21 protein-coding genes are annotated in these 18,478 nt (G+C 70.7%); 19 read left to right on the top strand and 2 right to left on the bottom strand.

Annotated features, from left to right (window positions below; genetic code table 11):
- Window positions 1-237 precede the first annotated feature (237 nt).
- The 8 genes from lepB to AVW09_RS08020 all read left to right on the top strand — a co-directional run bounded on the left by lepB (window position 238) and on the right by AVW09_RS08020 (window position 6,841).
- A complete protein-coding gene (lepB, locus tag AVW09_RS07985; RefSeq protein WP_063257553.1) occupies window positions 238-981 on the top strand; it encodes a signal peptidase I in 744 nt (247 codons plus the stop codon).
- The gene (locus tag AVW09_RS07990; protein WP_063257554.1) at window positions 978-1,631 is read left to right on the top strand and encodes a ribonuclease HII; all 654 of its coding nucleotides are present in this window, start codon (window positions 978-980) and stop codon (window positions 1,629-1,631) included. Before lepB ends, AVW09_RS07990 begins: the two co-directional genes overlap by 4 nt.
- A 68-nt stretch (window positions 1,632-1,699) precedes the next feature.
- Window positions 1,700-2,023: a DUF2469 family protein gene (locus AVW09_RS07995; protein ID WP_022878868.1), complete on the top strand. Its 324-nt coding sequence runs from the start codon at window positions 1,700-1,702 to the stop codon at window positions 2,021-2,023.
- Window positions 2,024-2,116: 93 nt separating this feature from the next.
- Entirely contained in the window at window positions 2,117-2,479 is a 363-nt protein-coding gene (locus AVW09_RS08000; protein WP_063257555.1) for a YraN family protein, read from the top strand.
- Window positions 2,476-3,999, top strand: coding sequence for a YifB family Mg chelatase-like AAA ATPase (locus AVW09_RS08005; RefSeq protein ID WP_063257556.1), 1,524 nt, complete (start codon window positions 2,476-2,478; stop codon window positions 3,997-3,999). Before AVW09_RS08000 ends, AVW09_RS08005 begins: the two co-directional genes overlap by 4 nt.
- The gene (dprA, locus tag AVW09_RS08010) at window positions 3,996-5,159 is read left to right on the top strand and encodes a DNA-processing protein DprA (protein ID WP_063257557.1); all 1,164 of its coding nucleotides are present in this window, start codon (window positions 3,996-3,998) and stop codon (window positions 5,157-5,159) included. The genes AVW09_RS08005 and dprA overlap by 4 nt, the downstream gene beginning before the upstream one ends.
- A 66-nt stretch (window positions 5,160-5,225) precedes the next feature.
- Window positions 5,226-6,128: a tyrosine recombinase XerC gene (locus AVW09_RS08015; protein WP_063257558.1), complete on the top strand. Its 903-nt coding sequence runs from the start codon at window positions 5,226-5,228 to the stop codon at window positions 6,126-6,128.
- An 80-nt stretch (window positions 6,129-6,208) separates the two neighbouring features.
- Window positions 6,209-6,841, top strand: a complete 633-nt coding sequence (locus AVW09_RS08020; RefSeq protein ID WP_156496016.1) for a DUF3060 domain-containing protein — start codon at window positions 6,209-6,211, stop codon at window positions 6,839-6,841.
- An 86-nt stretch (window positions 6,842-6,927) separates the two neighbouring features.
- On the opposite strand, the gene AVW09_RS08025 is transcribed toward AVW09_RS08020, so the two are convergent.
- The gene (locus AVW09_RS08025) at window positions 6,928-7,422 is read right to left on the bottom strand and encodes a murein hydrolase activator EnvC family protein (protein WP_063257560.1); all 495 of its coding nucleotides are present in this window, start codon (window positions 7,420-7,422) and stop codon (window positions 6,928-6,930) included.
- Window positions 7,423-7,737: 315 nt separating this feature from the next.
- Here AVW09_RS08025 and rpsB point away from each other — a divergent pair, with 315 nt between their 5' ends.
- The 9 genes from rpsB to AVW09_RS08070 all read left to right on the top strand — a co-directional run bounded on the left by rpsB (window position 7,738) and on the right by AVW09_RS08070 (window position 14,460).
- Window positions 7,738-8,631, top strand: a complete 894-nt coding sequence (rpsB, locus tag AVW09_RS08030) for a 30S ribosomal protein S2 (RefSeq protein WP_063257561.1) — start codon at window positions 7,738-7,740, stop codon at window positions 8,629-8,631.
- A gap of 131 nt (window positions 8,632-8,762) precedes the next feature.
- On the top strand, window positions 8,763-9,590 hold the full coding sequence (tsf, locus tag AVW09_RS08035) for a translation elongation factor Ts (protein ID WP_063257562.1): 828 nt from the start codon (window positions 8,763-8,765) through the stop codon (window positions 9,588-9,590).
- A gap of 115 nt (window positions 9,591-9,705) precedes the next feature.
- On the top strand, window positions 9,706-10,425 hold the full coding sequence (gene pyrH / locus AVW09_RS08040; RefSeq protein ID WP_063257563.1) for a UMP kinase: 720 nt from the start codon (window positions 9,706-9,708) through the stop codon (window positions 10,423-10,425).
- 74 nt (window positions 10,426-10,499) lie between these two features.
- The gene (frr, locus tag AVW09_RS08045) at window positions 10,500-11,054 is read left to right on the top strand and encodes a ribosome recycling factor (RefSeq protein ID WP_063257564.1); all 555 of its coding nucleotides are present in this window, start codon (window positions 10,500-10,502) and stop codon (window positions 11,052-11,054) included.
- 3 nt (window positions 11,055-11,057) lie between these two features.
- Window positions 11,058-12,107, top strand: a complete 1,050-nt coding sequence (locus tag AVW09_RS08050; protein WP_063257565.1) for a phosphatidate cytidylyltransferase — start codon at window positions 11,058-11,060, stop codon at window positions 12,105-12,107.
- The gene (locus AVW09_RS08055; RefSeq protein ID WP_063257566.1) at window positions 12,104-12,679 is read left to right on the top strand and encodes a DivIVA domain-containing protein; all 576 of its coding nucleotides are present in this window, start codon (window positions 12,104-12,106) and stop codon (window positions 12,677-12,679) included. The genes AVW09_RS08050 and AVW09_RS08055 overlap by 4 nt, the downstream gene beginning before the upstream one ends.
- Before the next feature lie 47 nt (window positions 12,680-12,726).
- Window positions 12,727-13,443 (top strand): transglycosylase SLT domain-containing protein, encoded by a 717-nt coding sequence (locus AVW09_RS08060; protein WP_231901790.1) that lies wholly within the window; start codon window positions 12,727-12,729, stop codon window positions 13,441-13,443.
- Between the two features lie 7 nt (window positions 13,444-13,450).
- On the top strand, window positions 13,451-13,738 hold the full coding sequence (locus tag AVW09_RS08065; RefSeq protein ID WP_063257567.1) for a hypothetical protein: 288 nt from the start codon (window positions 13,451-13,453) through the stop codon (window positions 13,736-13,738).
- Entirely contained in the window at window positions 13,738-14,460 is a 723-nt protein-coding gene (locus tag AVW09_RS08070; protein ID WP_063257568.1) for an alpha/beta hydrolase, read from the top strand. The genes AVW09_RS08065 and AVW09_RS08070 overlap by 1 nt, the downstream gene beginning before the upstream one ends.
- A 3-nt stretch (window positions 14,461-14,463) precedes the next feature.
- Here AVW09_RS08070 and AVW09_RS08075 read toward each other — a convergent pair whose 3' ends face one another.
- Complete coding sequence (locus AVW09_RS08075; protein ID WP_063257569.1) at window positions 14,464-15,537, bottom strand: AI-2E family transporter; 1,074 nt, start codon at window positions 15,535-15,537, stop codon at window positions 14,464-14,466.
- Window positions 15,538-15,709: 172 nt separating this feature from the next.
- On the opposite strand from AVW09_RS08075, the gene AVW09_RS08080 reads away from it, so the two are divergent.
- Both AVW09_RS08080 and AVW09_RS08085 read left to right on the top strand, forming a co-directional pair.
- Window positions 15,710-17,515, top strand: coding sequence for a glycosyl transferase (locus AVW09_RS08080; protein WP_231901791.1), 1,806 nt, complete (start codon window positions 15,710-15,712; stop codon window positions 17,513-17,515).
- The gene (locus tag AVW09_RS08085) at window positions 17,512-18,462 is read left to right on the top strand and encodes a tetratricopeptide repeat protein (protein WP_063257571.1); all 951 of its coding nucleotides are present in this window, start codon (window positions 17,512-17,514) and stop codon (window positions 18,460-18,462) included. The genes AVW09_RS08080 and AVW09_RS08085 overlap by 4 nt, the downstream gene beginning before the upstream one ends.
- Window positions 18,463-18,478 lie beyond the last annotated feature (16 nt).

Below are 18,478 nucleotides of genomic sequence, written 5' to 3' on the forward strand. Positions count from 1 at the left end.
CGTGGTGGGCTCGGGTCCGCGAGACTGCAGGCGGCCGACGAGACGGCCGCGGGATGTCGCCGAGTCGTCAGCCAGATGCGGTCTCGGTGAGGAGGCGTTGGGCGATGGCATCCGGATGCCGATTCGCCCGGGATTCATAGGCGTCCGATGCCGTGTGACGTTCGGTGGGCGCGACGGAATGTGCGAGGCTTGTCCCCGCGGTCTTCCGGTGTGCGGTGAGCCCGGCGAAGGATCAACATGAGCGACGAGACCGCATCCCCTCCGGCTTCGGCCCCCACGACGCGTCGGCGGCGCGGCGCCTTGACGTTCCTCCGGGACGTCGTGGTGATCCTGTTGATCGCCCTGCTGGTGTCGTTCCTGGTCAAGACCTTCGTGGTGCGGTCGTTCTACATCCCGTCGGCGTCGATGACCGACACGCTGCAGCTGCAGGACCGCATCCTGGTCGACGAGCTGACCCCGCACTTCGGTGAGTACGGCCGCGGGGATGTCGTGGTGTTCCGCGACCCGGGCGGGTGGCTGCCGGCGAATCCGAAGCCCGAACAGCCGCCCGTGGTCGCGGCGATCGACTGGGTGCTGTCGCTCGTCGGCCTGTCCGCTCCCGACAGCGATGATCACCTGATCAAGCGGGTGATCGGCACGCCGGGCGACCACGTCGTGTGCTGCAACGCCCTCGGTCAGACCGAGGTGAACGGCTCGCCGCTGGTCGAGCCCTACGTCAAGCTCGCACCCGGCGCGACCGCCCCGACACCCGTCCCGTTCGACATCACCGTGCCGCAGGGATCGCTGTGGGTCGAGGGCGACAACCGCAACAGCTCGAAGGACTCACGCTTCAACCAGGACCAGCCGGGCAAGGGCTTCGTCCCGATCGACAACGTCGTGGGCCGTGCATTCCTCATCACCTGGCCGTTCAACCGGTTCGGGGCCATCGATTTCCACCACGACGTGTTCGCGGGGGTGCCGGCGCCGGAGTCGGCGCCGTGATCGAGCCGACCCTGACTCTCGAGCGGCGCCTGCTCAAGGAGCATGCGCTCATCATCGCGTGCGACGAGGTCGGCCGCGGCGCTCTCGCGGGTCCCGTCGCGGTGGGGGCGGCGGTCATCGATCCGTCGCGTTCGCGCAAGCGCGTGCCGCTCGGGCTCCGGGACTCCAAGCTCGTGCCCGAGGCCCGTCGGCGCGAGGTCGCCGCGCGCGCGGCGGCCTTCGTGCAGTACAGCGCCGTGGGCTGGGCGAGCTCCGAGGAGATCGACGAGGTCGGCATCATCCGCGCACTGGGGCTCGCGGCGGTCCGCGCGATCGCCGACCTGCGCGCGCACGGCGTCGTGCCCGAGGATGCGCTGGTCATCCTCGACGGCAATCACGACTACATCACCCCGGCGGGGGAGAGCGGTCTCCGCGTGAAGCCGATCATCAAGGCCGACCGGGACTGCGCGAGTGCCGCCGCGGCATCCGTCATCGCCAAGGTCGCGCGCGACACCGTGATGACCGGGCTGCACGACGAACTGCCCGCCTACGGGTGGGCGCGGAACAAGGGGTACGCGAGCCTCGACCACCGCGAGGCGATCGGCGTGCACGGCATGAGCGTGCACCACCGCCGCTCGTGGGCGATCGCCCCGGCTCCGACACTGTTCTGAACCGCGGGAGGTCGCCGGCGGCGGCCGGGTCTGCCGGGACGGCGTCACGCGCCTAGGATGGAGAGACCATGGATGACGACGTCTTCGAGGATTACGACCGCGAACTCGAACTGGCCCTGTACCGCGAGTACCGCGACGTGGTCTCCCAGTTCCAGTACGTGATCGAAACCGAACGCCGGTTCTACCTCGCCAACGACGTCAACGTCGTACGCCGAGACACCGAACACGACTTCTACTTCGAGATCTCGATGACCGACGTGTGGGTGTGGGACATCTACCGCGCCGACCGGTTCGTGAAGTCGGTGCGCGTGCTGACGTTCAAGGACGTCAACGTCGAAGAGCTCTCGCGCCGCGACTTCCAGCTGCCCGAAGAGCTCTCGCTCGACAGCTGACGGTTCCTCCCCAGGCAGTCCATCTTCCCAGCCATCCACGGATGGCGGTTTTCGCCCGTCGGGGCGTGACCCCTGGATGCCACGCTCTCGGGCATGGCAGCGAAAGACGACTTCGGGCGAGCCGGTGAAGAACGGGCCGCCCGCCACCTGACCGCGAACGGTTTCCGCATCCTCGACCGCAATTGGCGGTGTCCGCAGGGCGAGATCGACATCGTCGCCGAGACCGCGGAGATGCTCGTCGTGGTCGAGGTGAAGAGCCGGGCGAGCGAGGCATTCGGGCACCCGTTCGAGGCGATCGACAAGCGCAAGGCCCAGCGTCTGTGGCGCCTCGCGATGGCGTGGATCGCGGTGCATCCGATGGAGGCGCGGCGGCGGACCCTGCGCATCGATGCGATCGCGCTGATCGGCCCCGACCCGCGCACCGCGCGGCTCGAGCACCTCGAGGACGCGCTGTGACCGTCGCGCGCACGTGGGCGGTGGCGCTCACCGGGGTCCGGGGCGACCTGGTGGAGGTGGAGGCCGATCTGTCGCCGCAGACGCCGGAGTTCGCGATCATCGGACTGCCCGACAAGGCGCTGGGCGAGGCGGGGCGACGGGTGCGGAACGCCTGCAGCAACCGCGGGCTCGAACTCCCGAAGCGTCGCCTGACCGTGAATCTCTCGCCAGCGAGTCTGCCGAAACGCGGTTCGGCGTTCGACGTCGCGATCGCGGTGGCGGCTCTCGCGACGACCGGGACGATGGATGCCGCCCGCGTCGCCGACACGGTGCACATCGGCGAACTCGGCCTCGACGGACGATTGCGGCCTGTGCCCGGCGTCCTGCCGTCGGTGCTGGCGGCACACCGGGCCGGACGCTCGCGCGTGGTCGTGCCCGCCGCCAACGCGGCGGAGGCCGCGCTCGTCGAGGGCATCGAGGTGCGCGCGGCCACGTGTCTGGCGGAGGTCGTGCGCTGGCACGGCGGCTCGAGCGAAGCACCCGATCTCCCGCCGGTGGTGGCCGAGGAGCCTCCGGCGGCGCGCGAAGAGCCGCTCGACCTCGCCGACATCCTCGGGCAACCGGATGCCGTGGACGCTCTGATCGTGGCGGCCGCGGGCGGTCACCACCTGCTGATGAGCGGACCGCCCGGCGCCGGGAAGACGATGCTGGCGCGCCGGTTGCCCGGCATCCTGCCCGATCTCGACGACGACGCGGCGCTGTCGGTCGCGTCGGTGCGGTCACTCTCGGGTGAGATCGTAACGCGCTTGAGTCGGACGCCGCCGTTCGAGAGCCCGCACCACGGGGCGAGCGCGGCGGCGCTGATCGGCGGGGGATCGGGTGTGGTGCGGCCCGGGGCGATCGCCCGCGCGAGCGAGGGAGTCCTGTTCCTCGACGAGGGCGGGGAGTTTCCGGCATCCGTGCTCGATGCGCTTCGCCAGCCGCTGGAGAGCGGCGTGATCCAGCTGCACCGCTCGGGGGTGTCGGCGACGTTCCCGGCACGGTTTCAACTCGTCGTCGCGACCAACCCTTGCCCGTGCGGGCAATACGGAGTGCCGGGCGGGGTGTGCGAGTGCGCGCCGCAAGCCATCCGTCGGTACACGCGGCGGTTGTCGGGTCCGCTCCTCGACCGCATCGACCTCGATCTGCGGCTGCAACGCGTGTCGGACGCGCGCCGGTCGAGTGCGGCGCCCGTCGTGACCACGCGAGACGCGCGCGACATCGTGGGATCCGCGCGCGAACGCGCGGCGCGTCGGTGGGCCGAGACGCCGTGGCGACGCAACGCCGATGTGCCGGGGACATGGCTGCGCGGCGCGGCCGCACCCGACGCGGAGGTTCTGCGGCCGCTTGACACCGCGCTGCGGCGGGGCGCGCTGACGCTCCGGGGCTACGACCGCCTCCTCCGCGTCGCCTGGACCGTGGCAGACCTCGCGGGACACGACCGGTTGTCCGGGGACGACGTCGGCCGGGCGCTGTTCCTTCGGCAGGGGAGCGTGGCATGACGTACGCGGATCTGTCTGTGGATGCCGCGGCCGCGGCGCTGGCCGGAGTCGACCGGGCCTCGGAGGTCGACGCGAGCGAGACGTACGCGCGCGTCTGGTGGTCGGTGCTCGCCGAACCCGGTGACGGCGCCGCGGGTGAGCTGATCGCGCGGCTCGGGGCGACGGAAGCGCTCCGTATCGCTCTGTCGGACACCGATGACGAATGGGCCGGCGCCCGGGCGCGGTGGAAACCCCGCGCGGATCCCGGGTCCGTACACCGGGCTCTGGATGCCGCCCGTCGGGCCGACGCGACCCTGCTGGTGCCGTCCGATCCGCGGTGGCCGTCGCGGCTCGACGACCTGGGCGTGCACGCCCCGCACGCCCTCTGGGTCCGCGGAGACATCGAGGGTCTGGGAGGACTACCGACCGTCGCGATCGTGGGCGCTCGCGCGGCGACCCCCTACGGTGAGGCCGTGGCCGCCGATCTCACGGCCGACCTGGCGGGGTCGGGTGTGGTCGTGGTGTCGGGGGCGGCCTACGGCATCGACGGGGCGGCGCACCGGGCGGCGCTCTCGATGAACGGTCGCACCGTCGCCTTCCTCGCCGGCGGCGTCGACCGGGCCTACCCCCGCGGGCACGAAGCACTCCTCACCCGGATCGCGCAAACGGGCGCGGTGGTCAGCGAGACGCCCTGCGGAGCGGCACCGACGAAGTGGCGCTTCCTGTCACGCAACCGGCTCATCGCCGCCCTCGCGGACGCGGTCGTCGTCGTGGAGGCGGGGCATCGCAGCGGCTCACTGAACACCGCCGCGCACGCCGGTCAACTCGGCCGGGCGCTCGGCGCCGTGCCGGGGCCGGTGACGAGTGCGGCCTCGGCCGGCTGCCATCGTGTGCTGCGGGAGTTCGACGGTGTCTGCGTCACGTCAGCCGAAGACGTGCGGGAGATGCTCGGCGTGGGTGGCTCGCCACGACCGGCTGAAGGCGGGCGCACGGACGAGACCAGCCGGCTGCTCGACGCCCTGTCGCTGCGGGTGGGTCGCGAGGTCGCGGACGTCGCTCGCCGCGCGGGTTTCGCGTACGCCGACGCCCAGGCACTGCTGGGCCTCGCGGAACTCGAGGGTCGCGCCGCGCGCGGAGAGGACGGGCTGTGGCGGTCCGTGACGAGGAGGGAGCGACGCTGACGCGCGGGGGCCGCGGTCGAGCGCGTCGTACCGCCGGGTACCAGCCCGAGGACGCATCCTTGATCCGTGCGCATGTCCGAAGCGGTCGAAGGCTACCTGGGCCACCTCGCCGACGTGCGCCGCCTCTCGCCGGCGACGGTTCGCGCCTACCGGTCCGATCTCGCCGACCTCGCCCGAGCCTCCGGCGACCCGGACGTGCGCGACCTCGACATCGAGAACCTCCGGGAGTGGCAGTGGGATGCCACGACCGCCGGACTCAGCAAAGCCACGGCTGCGCGGCGGACCTCTGCGGTGAAGGGCTTCCTGGCGTGGGCGCGGGAAGAGGGGGTGATCGACTCCGACCCGAGCGGACGGCTGGTCGCGCCGAAGCGCGGTCGCACCCTTCCCGTGGTCGCCACGGCGGCTGCGCTCGACAGCGTCTTGGCCACCGCCGAGGCCGAGGCGAAGGGCGGCGATCCCGTCGCTCTCCGCGATCACGCACTCCTCGAGTTGCTGTACGGCACCGGCGCTCGGGTGTCGGAGGTCTGCGGCCTCGACGTCGACGATGTCGACCACGACCGCCGAACCCTGCGCGTGCACGGCAAGGGCGACAAGGAACGCGTCGTGCCGTACGGCTCACCGGCGGCTCGTGCTCTCGACGCGTACCTCGTTCGCGGTCGGCCGGCGCTGGCGGCCCGGAGCGAGGATGCCGGGGCCGCGGTCTTCCTCGGGGCGCGCGGCGATCGGCTGGGGCCCCGGACCGTTCACGCCCTCGTCTCCCGCGTCGTCGCACCGGTCGTGGGAGCGGAGTCCCTCGGCCCGCACGCCCTCCGGCACTCCGCGGCGACCCACCTGCTCGACGGCGGCGCGGACCTGCGCTCGGTCCAGGAGATTCTGGGTCACGCGAGCCTCGGAACGACCCAGATCTACACTCACGTCTCCGCCGAGCGACTCCGCGAGGCCTACCGGCTGGCCCACCCTCGCGCGTGACGCCAGGCCCGCTACAGCCCCGTCGTGAACGCGGCCGTGCGTCGCTGGCATCCCTCTCCCGGCCGCCGTACCGTGGGAACGTGGTCACCCGAACCCGACGAATGACCGCGGTCAGCGGTGCGATCCTCGGCGCCCTGCTCCTCGCGGGGTGCGGCCTCGTCCCTCAGCCGGTCGTCACCCGACTTCCACCCCCGGCTTCCGCCGCATCGGGTGATGCCACCGCGCCGAGCGCGGCCCCCTCCGTCGTGGTCTCCCCGTCGCCAACGGCGCCGACCGTGAGCGTCGCCCCGACGACCGCTCCGACCATCGCCCCGAGCGACGGATCCGTGGTCGACTGCGGTACGGGCGGTACCGGCACCGTCAGCGGTGCGGAACGATCCGTCCGTATCAGCGGCACGTGTTCCCAGCTCACCGTGTCGGGAACGGCGCTGACGGTGGATGCCGGCGCGGCGACCATCGACACTCTCACGATGTCGGGAGATCGAATCCGTGTCTCCGCCGCAGCCGTCGATTCCGCCATAATCCAGGGCAACGACACCGCGCTCACGGTCGGCGGCGCGCTCGGGCGCCTCGATCTCAGCGGCGACCGCGCCGCCGTCACCGCCGGGGGAGCGATCGGATCTCTGGTCATCCGCGGACAGGACAGCACGGTGAAGGCGGGTGGCGGCATCGGTGAGAGCACGGTCGAAGGCCGGGGCAACACCATCGGCTGAATCGGCAACGCGCGGCCCCGGGCACACGACACCGCCTCCGAACCCCACCACCTACGCAACGTCACACCCCGTACGCCCCCGTCGCCTCAGCAACACGGCAGCAGGATCGCGCGCGGCACCCCACCCAGAAGCCGCAGCGGGTTGACGTACTCGCCGTTCCACCGCACACCGAAGTGCACCGCCCCCGCCACACTGTGCCCACCCTCACCCACCTCGCCGACCGGATCGCCTCGCGCGACCGCGTCTCCGACCCCCATCGCCGTCGTGACCGGCTCGAACGTCGTGACCAGACCGTCGCCGTGATCGATCGTCACGACAGGCCGTCCAGCGACGGATCCCGCGAACGCGATCGTCCCAGCCGCGGGGGAGCGCACGCGCTCGACGCCACGGAGGTCCACACCGCGGTGCCCGGCCGCGTACCGATTCGCCGGTGCCTCGAACGGGCGCACGATCTGCACGGCATCCACCGGCCACACCCATCCGCGCACCGCCAAGGGGTCGTCCTCACCGGCCGTCGCGGGCGCGGCGCCGAGGACGGCCAGCACCACCCACAGCCCTAACGCAAGGAATCGCTTCGTCATGGCACCAGGCTGCCCGGGGGCGGGAGGCCCTCGCGGCCCGACTCCGACGATCCGTGAACGAACACGGCGGGAGACCTCCTGGGGAGGAGCCGTCCTGTATGCTGGAGGACGCATCTCGTGTATCGGGATGACTCCGCGTGCCCACAGCGCAGCGCACTGGCCTCCGGGTCAGCGCATCGCGCGGCATCCACACCCCACGGTCCTCCGCTCCGGCGGACGGCGGGTGTGCGCCGGGCACCAGGCTCGCCGGTCCCTCGATCGGCGCGAAACAACCGCAACCATGGCGCGAGAGCGCCCCAGAACAGGAGTACGACCATGGCCGTCGTCACCATCCGCCAGCTGCTCGACAGCGGCGTTCACTTCGGACACCAGACCCGCCGGTGGAACCCGAAGGTCAAGCGCTTCATCCTGACCGAGCGCTCCGGCATCCACATCATCGACCTCCAGCAGTCGCTGTCGTACATCGACAAGGCGTACGAGTTCGTCAAGGAGACCGTCGCGCACGGCGGCACCATCCTCTTCGTCGGCACCAAGAAGCAGGCGCAGGAAGTCCTCGCCGAGCAGGCGACCCGCGTCGGCCAGCCCTACGTGAACCAGCGCTGGCTCGGTGGCCTCCTCACCAACTTCTCGACCGTCTCCAAGCGCCTCGCGCGCATGAAGGAGCTCGAGGAGCTCGACTACGAGAACCCGGCCGAGAGCGGCTTCACCAAGAAGGAGCTCCTGCTCAAGAAGCGCGAGCTCGACAAGCTGCACAAGTCGCTCGGTGGTATCCGCAACCTGCAGAAGACCCCCTCGGCGATCTGGGTCGTCGACGCCAAGCGCGAGCACCTCGCCATCGACGAGGCCAAGAAGCTCGGCATCCCCGTCATCGGCATCCTCGACACGAACGCCGACCCGGACGAGTTCCAGTACCCGATCCCCGGCAACGACGACGCGATCCGCTCGGTGAGCCTGCTCACGCGCATCATCGCCGACGCCGCGGCCGAGGGCCTGATCCAGCGCCACCAGCCCGCGGGCGAGGACGAGGCCGCCGAGCCCCTCGCCGAGTGGGAGCGCGAGCTGCTCGAGACGAACGCCGAGACCACCGAGGCTGCGACCGAGTCCGCTGACGACGCCGCCGGCGCCGAGGCCCACGACGAGGCCGTCGCCGCCGAGTCCGGCGAGGAGACCGCTGAGGTCGCCGCCGCCGAGGCCGCCGACAGCAAGTAAGCGCGCCGCCGCGACACCGCGGCGTCACCCGCACAGGCTACGATCCGGCGGGGTCGTACGCGCCCCCAGGGGTGCGCGCGGCCCCGCCGAGCTCACATCAGAACCACCAACGACTTAGGAGACGCCACACCATGGCAAACTTCACGATCGCCGACATCAAGGCCCTGCGCGAGCAGCTCGGCACCGGCATGGTCGACACCAAGAAGGCGCTCGAAGAGGCCGACGGCGACGTCGAGAAGGCCGTCGAGATCCTCCGCCTCAAGGGCGCGAAGGGTAACGCCAAGCGCGCCGACCGCTCCACGAGCGAGGGCCTGGTCACCGCCCGCGAGACCGAGGGCGCCGTGACGCTGCTCGAGCTCGCCTGCGAGACCGACTTCGTCGCCAAGAACGACCGCTTCATCGCGCTGGCCGACAAGGTCGTCGCCGCGGCTGCCGCCGCCGGTGCCGACTCCGTCGAGGCCGCCCTCGCCGCCGACGCCGACGGCCAGACCGTCGAGCAGCTCATCTCGGACGAGGCCGCCATCATCGGCGAGAAGGTCGAGCTCCGTCGCGTCCGCACCATCCGCGGCGAGAAGTTCGAGGTCTACCTCCACAAGACCAGCAAGGACCTCCCGCCCCAGGTCGGCGTCGTCCTCGCCTACACCGGCGACGACGCGGAGACGGCTCGCTCCATCGCGCAGCACATCTCCTTCGCCAACCCCTCGTTCCTCACCCGCGACGACGTGCCCGAGGCCGACGTCGAGAAGGAGCGCGAGATCGTCACCGAGATCTCCCGCAACGAGGGCAAGCCCGAGGCCGCGCTCCCGAAGATCGTCGAGGGCCGCGTGAACGCGTTCTTCAAGCAGGTCGCCCTCCTCGACCAGGACTACGCGAAGGACAACAAGCTGTCCGTCGCGAAGGTCGCCTCCGACGCCGGTCTCACCCTGACCGACTTCGCCCGCTTCAAGGTCGGCGCGTAAGCACCGATGACAAGGCCCGGGATGCCATGGCATCCCGGGCCTTTTCCCTGCGCGCGCGGCGTATCGGTCGCGTCGGCGGGGGAGATAGTTTGAACCAGACGAGAGGACATGACACGTGATCGATGAAGCGACCCGGCGCCGCCGCGTTCTGCTCAAACTGTCCGGTGAGGCCTTCGGTGGAGGACAGCTCGGGGTCAATCCCGACGTCGTCAGCCAGATCGCCCGAGAGATCGCCGAGGCGGTGGATCGCGTGGAGATCGCGATCGTCGTCGGCGGCGGCAACTTCTTCCGCGGAGCGGAGCTCAGCCAGCGCGGCATGGACCGCGGCCGTGCCGACTACATGGGCATGCTCGGCACCGTCATGAACTCCCTTGCGCTCCAGGACTTCCTCGAGCAGGCGGGGGCGGCGACGCGCGTGCAGTCCGCCATCTCGATGACCCAGGTCGCCGAGCCCTACATCCCCCGTCGCGCGCAGCGGCACATGGAGAAGGGCCGCGTCGTCATCTTCGGTGCCGGCGCGGGCCTGCCGTACTTCTCCACCGACACCGTCGCCGCTCAGCGCGCGCTCGAGATCGGCGCGTCCGAGGTGCTCGTCGCCAAGAACGGCGTCGACGGCGTCTACACCGCCGACCCCCGAGTGGATGCCACGGCCACCAAACTCGACCACCTGACGTACGGCGACGCCCTGCAGAAGGGTCTCAAGGTCGTCGACTCGACCGCGTTCAGCCTGTGCATGGACAACGGCATGGACATGCGCGTGTTCGGCATGGAGCCCGCGGGCAACGTCACCCGTGCTCTCCTCGGCGAGACCATCGGGACGCTCGTCACGTCGTGACCCGGCGCGCGGGCCCGGGTCCCGGGCCCGCGCGCGATTAGACTGAGACGTCAGCCCCAACGAATGGAGTCACCGTGATCGCCGATGTCCTGGCCGATGCCGGAGCCCGCATGGACCGCGCCGTGGAGGCCGCGAAGGAGGACTTCGCCACTGTCCGCACCGGGCGCGCCAACCCCCAGATGTTCCAGAAGGTCCTGGTCGACTACTACGGCTCGCCGACCCCGCTGGCGCAGCTCGCGTCGCTGAACAACCCCGAGGCCCGGACGCTGGTCGTGAACCCCTACGACAAGTCGGCACTCAAGGCCATCGAGCAGGCGATCCGCGACATGCCGAACCTCGGCGTCAACCCGACCAACGACGGCACGATCGTGCGCGTCACGATGCCGGAGCTGACCGAGGACCGCCGCAAGGAGTACGTCAAGCTCGTGCGCAGCAAGGGCGAGGACGCCAAAGTGCAGGTCCGCAACCTCCGCCGCAAGGCCAAGGACGACCTGGATGCGCTGAAGAACGAGGTCGGCGAGGACGAGCTCGTCCGCGCCGAGAAAGAGCTCGACGGCGTGACCCGTTCGCACGTCGACGCGATCGACGAGGCCCTCAAGCGCAAAGAGGCCGAGCTGCTCGAGGTCTGACCGATGACCGACGCCCCCGACGCGGACGAGCCGTCGTCCGCCGCACCGCCCTCCCGCCGGAGGGGCGATGCCGCGCGTCGTGCACCGGCCACCGGTGAGACGGCGGCGGCGATCGAGTCCCAGCTGCGCGCGATGCGGACGGATGCCGAGCACCACATCGCCCAGGCCCGGGCGGAGTTCGATCAGGCCAACGAGCGCATCAAGCAGCGCACGGGGCGCGATCTGATCCTCGCGATCCTCATCGGCGTCGCGATCGGCGTCGTGGTCGTGGCGTCTCTGATCTTCGTCAAGTGGCTGTTCGCGTTCTTCGCGCTCGGCGCGATGGTGCTCGGGGTGCTCGAGTTCTCGCGCGCGTTGCAGGTGTCGGGTCGTCGGGTGGACCTCGTTCCCCAGCTGGCCGCCGGCGTGCTGCTGCTCGCGAGCGGCTACCTCACGGGCCTCTGGATGCACTGGGTGGCGACCCTCGTCGCGGTTGCGCTCGTTGTCGTCTGGCGTCTGGTCGCGCAGCTCCACGCGGGCGATGGACGAGCCCACAACGAGGTGTTCGCGGACGTGCTGGTCGCGGTCTTCGTCCAGCTCTACGTCCCCTTCCTGACGAGCATGGCTCTGATCCTCCTCGCTGAGGACGGGGGCGAGTGGTGGGTGCTCGCGTTCCTCGTGCTCGCCGTCGTGGCCGACACCGGCGCGTACGTGTCGGGACTCACGTTCGGCCGAGGCGGACGGCATCCGATGGCCCCCCGCATCAGCCCGAAGAAGACGTGGGAGGGCTTCGCGGGTGCGTTCGTCGCGGCCCTCGCCGCGGGCGTGCTGCTGGCGGTGTTCATGCTCGGAGTGCCGTGGTGGGCCGGTCTGATCTTCGGTGCTGTCGTGCTGGCCACGGCGACGGTGGGTGACCTCGGCGAGTCGATGCTCAAGCGCGACCTCGGCATCAAGGACATGAGTTCGTGGCTCCCGGGGCACGGCGGTGTGCTCGACCGGCTCGACTCCATCCTGCCGTCCGCGACCGCGGCTCTGGCGCTGTACTACGTCCTCTCGCCCCTGGGAGTGTCATGACCGAGACCGAGACCTCACGCCCGGCACGCTCCACGCCGTTCCCCGACGCGCCCCGGCGCAAAAAGGGGTACGAGAAGCGCGCGGTCGACGCGTTCCTCGAGAAGGCCCGAGACGCGTTCGAGGCCGACGAGCCCGGCGCCCTCCGGTCGACGGAGGTGCGCGAGGCATCCTTCCCGCTGGTGCGCGGCGGCTACGCCGTCGGACCGGTGGATGCCGCGCTCGGGCGCGTCGAGGACGCTTTCGCGGCGCGGGAGCGCGAATACGCGCTCTCCCGGCTCGGTGCTCGCGCGTGGGTGGCCGAGACGCGCGACACCGCCCAAGTCGTGCTCGACCGGCTGTCACGGCCGCGTCGGGCTCGGTTCGAGAGAGTCGGCATCCTCAACTTCGGCTACGCCGTCGACGAGGTCGACATCGTCGCCGACCGCATCTCCCGGTACCTCTCCGCGGGCGACCCCGTCACGGCCGAACAGGTACGTTCCGTGGCGTTCCGGGTGGAGCGTAACGGCTACCGCGAGGCGCAGGTGGACGCCGTCCTGGACGCCGTCGTCGAGGTCATGCTCGCGATCGGCTGAACCCTGCCTCCCCTGATCACGATCCCATCGGTAGAATCGACCCCACTGTGACTTCCGGATCCGACCTCACGCGTGCGTCTTCCCGACGTGTGGCCCGTCGCGGCCACACCGTGGTCGATGTCGTGCACACGGCTCCGTCGGGCCGTCGCGGGCCGCACTGGTCGCGTCGACGCGGGGTCGTCACCGTCTTCGCGGCGTGCGCGGCGTTGGCCTTCACGGGGGCGTACGTCGGCCCGATGGGCAGCGCGATCTCGCGGGCGCAAGCCGAGGAGCCGAAGACCGTCACCCTCTACGCCGAAGGACTCGGCGACGCACAGCAGGTCTCCGTGGGTGGCGATAAGCAGGCGCCGACGCTCGACCGCTCGAGCTACAACGTCTACGTCAAGCCAAAGCCCACCCCGACGCCCACGCCCACCGCGAAGAAGAGCACCTCCACGGGCTCGGAGGCCTCGAGCGGTGGCGGCGGTCCGGTCCTGTACTCCGGCGGCGGGGCGCCCGGCGAATGGATGGCGGCCGCGGGCATCTCCGAGGCCGACATGGGCTACGTCGACTACATCGTCAGCCGCGAGAGCGGCTGGAACCCAAACGCGACCAACCGCTCGTCGGGCGCGTGCGGCCTGGTGCAGGCCCTCCCGTGCAGCAAGGTGCCGGGCAACGGCTACGACCCGGTGGACAACCTGCGCTGGGGTACGGGCTACGCCACGAGCCGGTACGGCGGGTGGGCCGGGGCGTACGCGTTCTGGACCGCCAACAACTGGTGGTGACGGGCGGGTGCCCCGTTCCCGCAAGCGTCGGCCGTCGAGTGACCGCTCCGACGCCTCCCTCGATCGTCTGATCGCCGGCTGGAAACGCACGGAGGTCAAGCGCGGCGCGGAATGGACCGTGCAACCGCTGTCGGCGGCGCAGGCGCAGAAGCCCTACGTCTGCCCGGGGTGCGGCCGCACCGTCGAGGTGGGGGTCGCACATCTCGTCGTGTGGCGGGCCGACGGCGTCCTGGGCGACTCGGCGGACCTCGCCGCACGCCGCCACTGGCACACGCACTGTTGGAGGATCGCCTGATGGAGATACGCGGACCCGTCCTGCTTCCCGCTCGCCGGGAGGACATCGAGTTGACGACCGTCGACGGGCTGACGCTCGTGGGCGAACTGGCGCTCCCGGAGGAGCGGGAGCCCGTCGCGACGCTGGTGACTCTGCATCCGCTTCCGACGGCGGGCGGCTTCATGGACTCGCACATCCTGCGCAAGGCCGCCGGTCGCTTGCCCGCGCTGGCCGACCTGGCGGTGCTGCGCTTCAACACCCGGGGGACCACGTCTCCGCGCGGGACGAGCGAGGGCGCGTTTGATGGGGGAGCGTCCGAGGTCTTCGACGTGGCCGCCGCCGTCGACTTCGTGCGAGAGCGCGGCTTGCCACGTCCGTGGCTGGTCGGCTGGTCGTTCGGCACGGAGCTCGCGCTGAAGTACGGGCGCGATCACGACATCGAAGGTGTCATCCTGCTCTCCCCGCCGCTGCACCGCGCGACCGCCGAGGAGGTCGCGGCGTGGGCGGGCGACGGGCGTCGCATGGTCGTGCTCGTCCCCGAGTTCGACGACTACCTGCGCCCCGACGAGGCGCGGGCGCGGTTCGCCTCGGTGCCGCACGCGGATCTCATCGCCGTGGAGGGCGGTAAGCACCTGTGGGTGGGGGAGACCCAGACGCGGCGCGTGCTCACCGAGATCGTCGCGGCTGTGAATCCCGATGCGCTGCCGCTCCCGGTGGAGTGGGACGGGCCCGTCGCCGGCTGAGCCTCAGCGCTCGTTCTGCCGGGGGATGATGACCTCGCGGTAGATGATCAGGATGCTGGCGGCGACGGGGATCGCGATGAGCGCGCCCAGGAGATTGAGGAGCGCTCCACCCGCGAGGGCCGAGATCACGACGACCGATCCCGGCACCGAGACCGCGCGGTTCATGATGCGCGGCGAGATCACATACGCCTCGATCTGCATGTAGACGAGGTAGTAGATCGCTGCGATCAGGGCGATCGTGGGGGACCCGAGACCCGGGATCAGGCACGTCAGCACGATGATCGCGGAGCCGGTGAGGGTTCCCACGAGCGGGATCAGCGAGAAGAAGAACGCGATCACCGCGAGCACAGCGGGGAAGGGCGCCTTGATGATGCTGAGGAAGATCGCGCTCAGGATGCCGTTGATCACGCCGAGGCTGACCTGCCCCATGACGTAGTAGCCGACCGAGTCGGTGATCTTCTCGGACAGCTCGATGAACCGGGCGCGCTTGGAGGCCGGCACGAGCTGGTAGACGGCGGACTTGAGCGACGGCGTCGATGCGGTGAAGTAGATCGTCAGGATGAGCACGATGAACGCGCCGCCCAGGCCGGCCGCGACGGCCCCGCCGATCGTGAGCAGGCTGTTGCCGATCATGGTGGAGATCGATCCGACGTCCAGCGTCGAGAACCAGTGCTGGACGCCCGCCCACACCTCGTCCAGTCGCAGCCAGGGGAAGTTCGCCGTCGCCCATTGCTGAACGCCCGCGACGATCTCGTTCCACTTGCCGGGTTGCAGCAGGTTCTGGATCTGGTCGATGAGCTGCGTGATCTGGCTGACGATGATCGGGACCACCATGAAGATGATTCCGGCGAACACGCCGAGGACCCCGAGGATCGTGAGCAGCACGGCCGCCCAGCGCGGCAGTCCGCGCCGCTCGAGGAACGACACGACCGGATCGAGGCCCAGCGAAAGGAACAGCGCCGTTCCGACGTACAGCAGGATCGTCGAGAGGTTCTGCACACTGCCGATGACGAGCAGCCCGACTCCGACGCCGAGGGTCGCGAGCAGCGCGACCCGGAAAGGATTGTGGATCTTCATCCGCAGCGACTCCTGCCTCCGGAGGGCGACGTGCCCATCCGCACAGGATACTGAGCGCGGCTCGCAGAACGGGACCGCCAGGCCTACCCGCGAACTTTCAGCCGGGCTCGGCTAGTCTGAAACGTCGATTCTTCGGTGGCCGCCGGTGTCGCCGGTGAGGATGGTGTGTAGCGTGAGATTCGTCTGGGCCGTGGTGGCGTTCGTCATCGCCGCCGCCATGATCGGCGCGGGCATTGCTCAGCGCACCGTCTTGCAGGGGCCCGCGGAGGCCACGGAGGCGATCCAGACCGACGGGTCCACCGCGTACACGCTGATCGACGGGGCGGTTCTCACCAGCCTGCCGGGGGCGCAATCGCTCCGCGTCGAGGGCACGGGTGCCGTGTTCGTCTCCTACGCGCGCACCACCGACGTGAAGGCCTGGCTCGCGGACGTTCCGTACACGGCCGTGACCCCCGGCGGCGACCCGGCCACCGTCACGACCGCGCTCGTTCCCGCGTCGACCGCGACGCCGTCGAGCGACGCCACGACCGCGCGGACGCCCGTGGGCTCCGACCTCTGGCTGGACGAGTATCAGCAGACTGGTTCGGTCAGCACGACGCTGCAGCTCCCGTCCGACATGAGCGTCCTCGTCGCCAGCGACGGCAGTGCCCCCGCTCCCACGAACATCACCGTCACGTGGCCGATCGACAACTCGACGCCCTGGGCCGGACCCCTGATCGCGGGAGGGGGCGTCGCGCTGCTCGCGGGCATCGTGTTGTACCTGCTCGGCATCCTGCACGTCCGTCGCTCCCGTCGCCCGCGCCGCAAGGGTCTCCCGCTCCCCGTGACCGAGCCGATCTCGATCGCCGACACGGATGCCGAGGCGAAGGGCGTCATCAGCTCGACGCCGTCGCGACGCAGCCTCGGCGCCGCGGGCTCCCGGCGGCGCTCGCTGATCGCCGTGCCCGCGTTGGGGGTTTCCGTGGCGCTCCTCGCCGGTTGCTCGGCGGACGCGTGGCCGCAGATCGCCGCGAGCGACACCCCGAGTGCGTCACCGACCGTCATCGTCCCCGAGGGCCAGTTCCCGCCGGTCGTCACCGAGAGCCAGGCCGCGAGGATCGTGTCGCGGATCTCCGCGGCCGTCGCACAGGCGGATTCGGCCATGGACGAGAACGCCGCCGCGACGCGCCTCAGCGGCCCGGCGCTGGCCGAGCGCACGACCAATTACGCGCTCCGCAAGGCCATCCCCGACCGCCCGGCGCTGCCGGCGATTCCCGCTGAGCCGGTGCAGATCACCCTCCCGCAGACGACCGAGGGCTGGCCGCGCACGGTGATGACCGTCGTCGAATCGGCGGATGCCTCGGCCCCCACGACCTCGATCATGATGATGACGCAGGACGACCCGTGGTCGGAGTACCGCGTGTCCTACATCGGCAACCTCGAGGCATCCACGAATCTGCCCGAGCTCGCCGCACCGTACGTCGGCGCGACCCAGGTGCCGCCGGACTCCTCGTTCCTCGTGATGGCGCCCAACCAGGTCGCGACCGCCTACGCGGACCTCATCAACAACGGCCAGAACAGCGCGTCGTGGGGGTCCTTCGACACCGCGAACGATCTGCTCCTGCCGGCGATCGAGGACAACAAGAAGAAGCGCACCGACGAACTGAACCAGACCGGTGCGGGCACCGCGCAGATCAGCTTCTCGGCCGCCGCCGGTCCCGCGTCGCCGATCGCGCTGGCGACCCTGGACACGGGCGCGATCGTCGCGGTCAACGTCTACGAGAGCGACACGGCGAAGCCGACCAACCCGGATGCCGTCATCAAGCTCGACAACAACCCCGCCGTGAAGGCGCTGACCGGTGTCGACCAGTCCGCCACCGGGTTCACCACGACCTACACCGACCAGATCTTCTTCTACGTGCCCAGCCAGGGATCGAACGACAAGATCCGACTCCTGGGCTACCGTTCCAGTCTCCTCGAAGCGAAGGTGTCTCCGTGAGCACTCCGACCCCCGGTTCCGTTCTGCGCGGTGCCGTCGACCTCTCGTCGCTGCGCAACCGTCCCCAGCCGCCTGCCGCCCCCGCGCAGAGTGCCGCTGCGGGTGCCGCGGGCGGCGCCCCCGCGTCGTCCCTCGTGTTCGATGTCACCGACGCGTCGTTCGGCCAGGTGCTCGAGCTCTCGCGCAGCGTGCCCGTCGTGGTCGACCTGTGGGCCGAGTGGTGCGGTCCGTGCAAGCAGCTGAGCCCCGTCCTCGAGAAGGTCGTCGTGGAGCTCGCCGGCAAGCTCGTGCTCGCCAAGGTCGATGTCGATGCGAACCCGCAGCTCGCCCAGGGCTTCCGTGCCCAGTCGATCCCCATGGTCGTCGCGCTCGTCGCGGGGCAGCCGGTGCCGTTGTTCACCGGTGCCGTGCCCGAGCAGCAGGTGCGCGAGGTCTTCGCGCAGCTGCTGCAGCTCGCGGCGCAGCACGGCGTCACCGGAACCGTTCCGGTCGAGGGGGCCGACGCCGGCGCCGAGGAGCCCGAGGAGCAGCCGCTGCCGCCGCTCCACGCCGAGGCCTTCGCCGCCATCGAAGAGGGCGACTACCCGCGCGCGATCGCCGCGTACGAGAAGGCCCTCGCCGAGAACCCGCGCGACGCCGACGCCCGGGCCGGTCTCGGCCAGGTGCGTCTTCTCGACCGCGTGCAGGGCGTCGATCTGCAGGCGGCCCGCGCTGCGGCGGCGGCAGCCCCCACCGACCCCGAGGCACAGTTCGTGGTCGCCGATCTCGACATCGCCGGCGGCCACGTCGAGGACGCCTTCGCGCGCCTCCTCGACCTGTTCGCGGTGCTCCCGTCGGACGAGCGGGCACCGGTGCGCGAGCGTCTGCTCGAGCTGTTCGGCCTCATCGGCGACGAGGACCCCCGGGTGATCCGAGCGCGGTCGCGACTGGCATCCCTGCTGTTCTGACTCCACGAGAAACGGC

Origin of the sequence: Microbacterium sp. T32, assembly GCF_001619615.1 — a bacterium.
In the GTDB taxonomy this organism is placed as follows: Bacteria; Actinomycetota; Actinomycetes; order Actinomycetales; family Microbacteriaceae; genus Microbacterium.

Excerpts from the sequence above, each read along its gene's own strand:
- tsf (WP_063257562.1), top strand. The coding sequence starts at position 8,763 with ATGGCAAACTTCACGATCGCCGACATCAAGGCCCTGCGCGAGCAGCTC.
- lepB (WP_063257553.1), top strand. The coding sequence starts at position 238 with ATGAGCGACGAGACCGCATCCCCTCCGGCTTCGGCCCCCACGACGCGT.
- rpsB (WP_063257561.1), top strand. The coding sequence starts at position 7,738 with ATGGCCGTCGTCACCATCCGCCAGCTGCTCGACAGCGGCGTTCACTTC.
- AVW09_RS08075 (WP_063257569.1), bottom strand. The coding sequence starts at position 15,537 with ATGAAGATCCACAATCCTTTCCGGGTCGCGCTGCTCGCGACCCTCGGC.
- AVW09_RS08050 (WP_063257565.1), top strand. The coding sequence starts at position 11,058 with ATGACCGACGCCCCCGACGCGGACGAGCCGTCGTCCGCCGCACCGCCC.
- dprA (WP_063257557.1), top strand. The coding sequence starts at position 3,996 with ATGACGTACGCGGATCTGTCTGTGGATGCCGCGGCCGCGGCGCTGGCC.
- AVW09_RS07995 (WP_022878868.1), top strand. The coding sequence starts at position 1,700 with ATGGATGACGACGTCTTCGAGGATTACGACCGCGAACTCGAACTGGCC.
- AVW09_RS08070 (WP_063257568.1), top strand. The coding sequence starts at position 13,738 with ATGGAGATACGCGGACCCGTCCTGCTTCCCGCTCGCCGGGAGGACATC.
- AVW09_RS08055 (WP_063257566.1), top strand. The coding sequence starts at position 12,104 with ATGACCGAGACCGAGACCTCACGCCCGGCACGCTCCACGCCGTTCCCC.
- AVW09_RS08025 (WP_063257560.1), bottom strand. The coding sequence starts at position 7,422 with ATGACGAAGCGATTCCTTGCGTTAGGGCTGTGGGTGGTGCTGGCCGTC.
- AVW09_RS08000 (WP_063257555.1), top strand. The coding sequence starts at position 2,117 with ATGGCAGCGAAAGACGACTTCGGGCGAGCCGGTGAAGAACGGGCCGCC.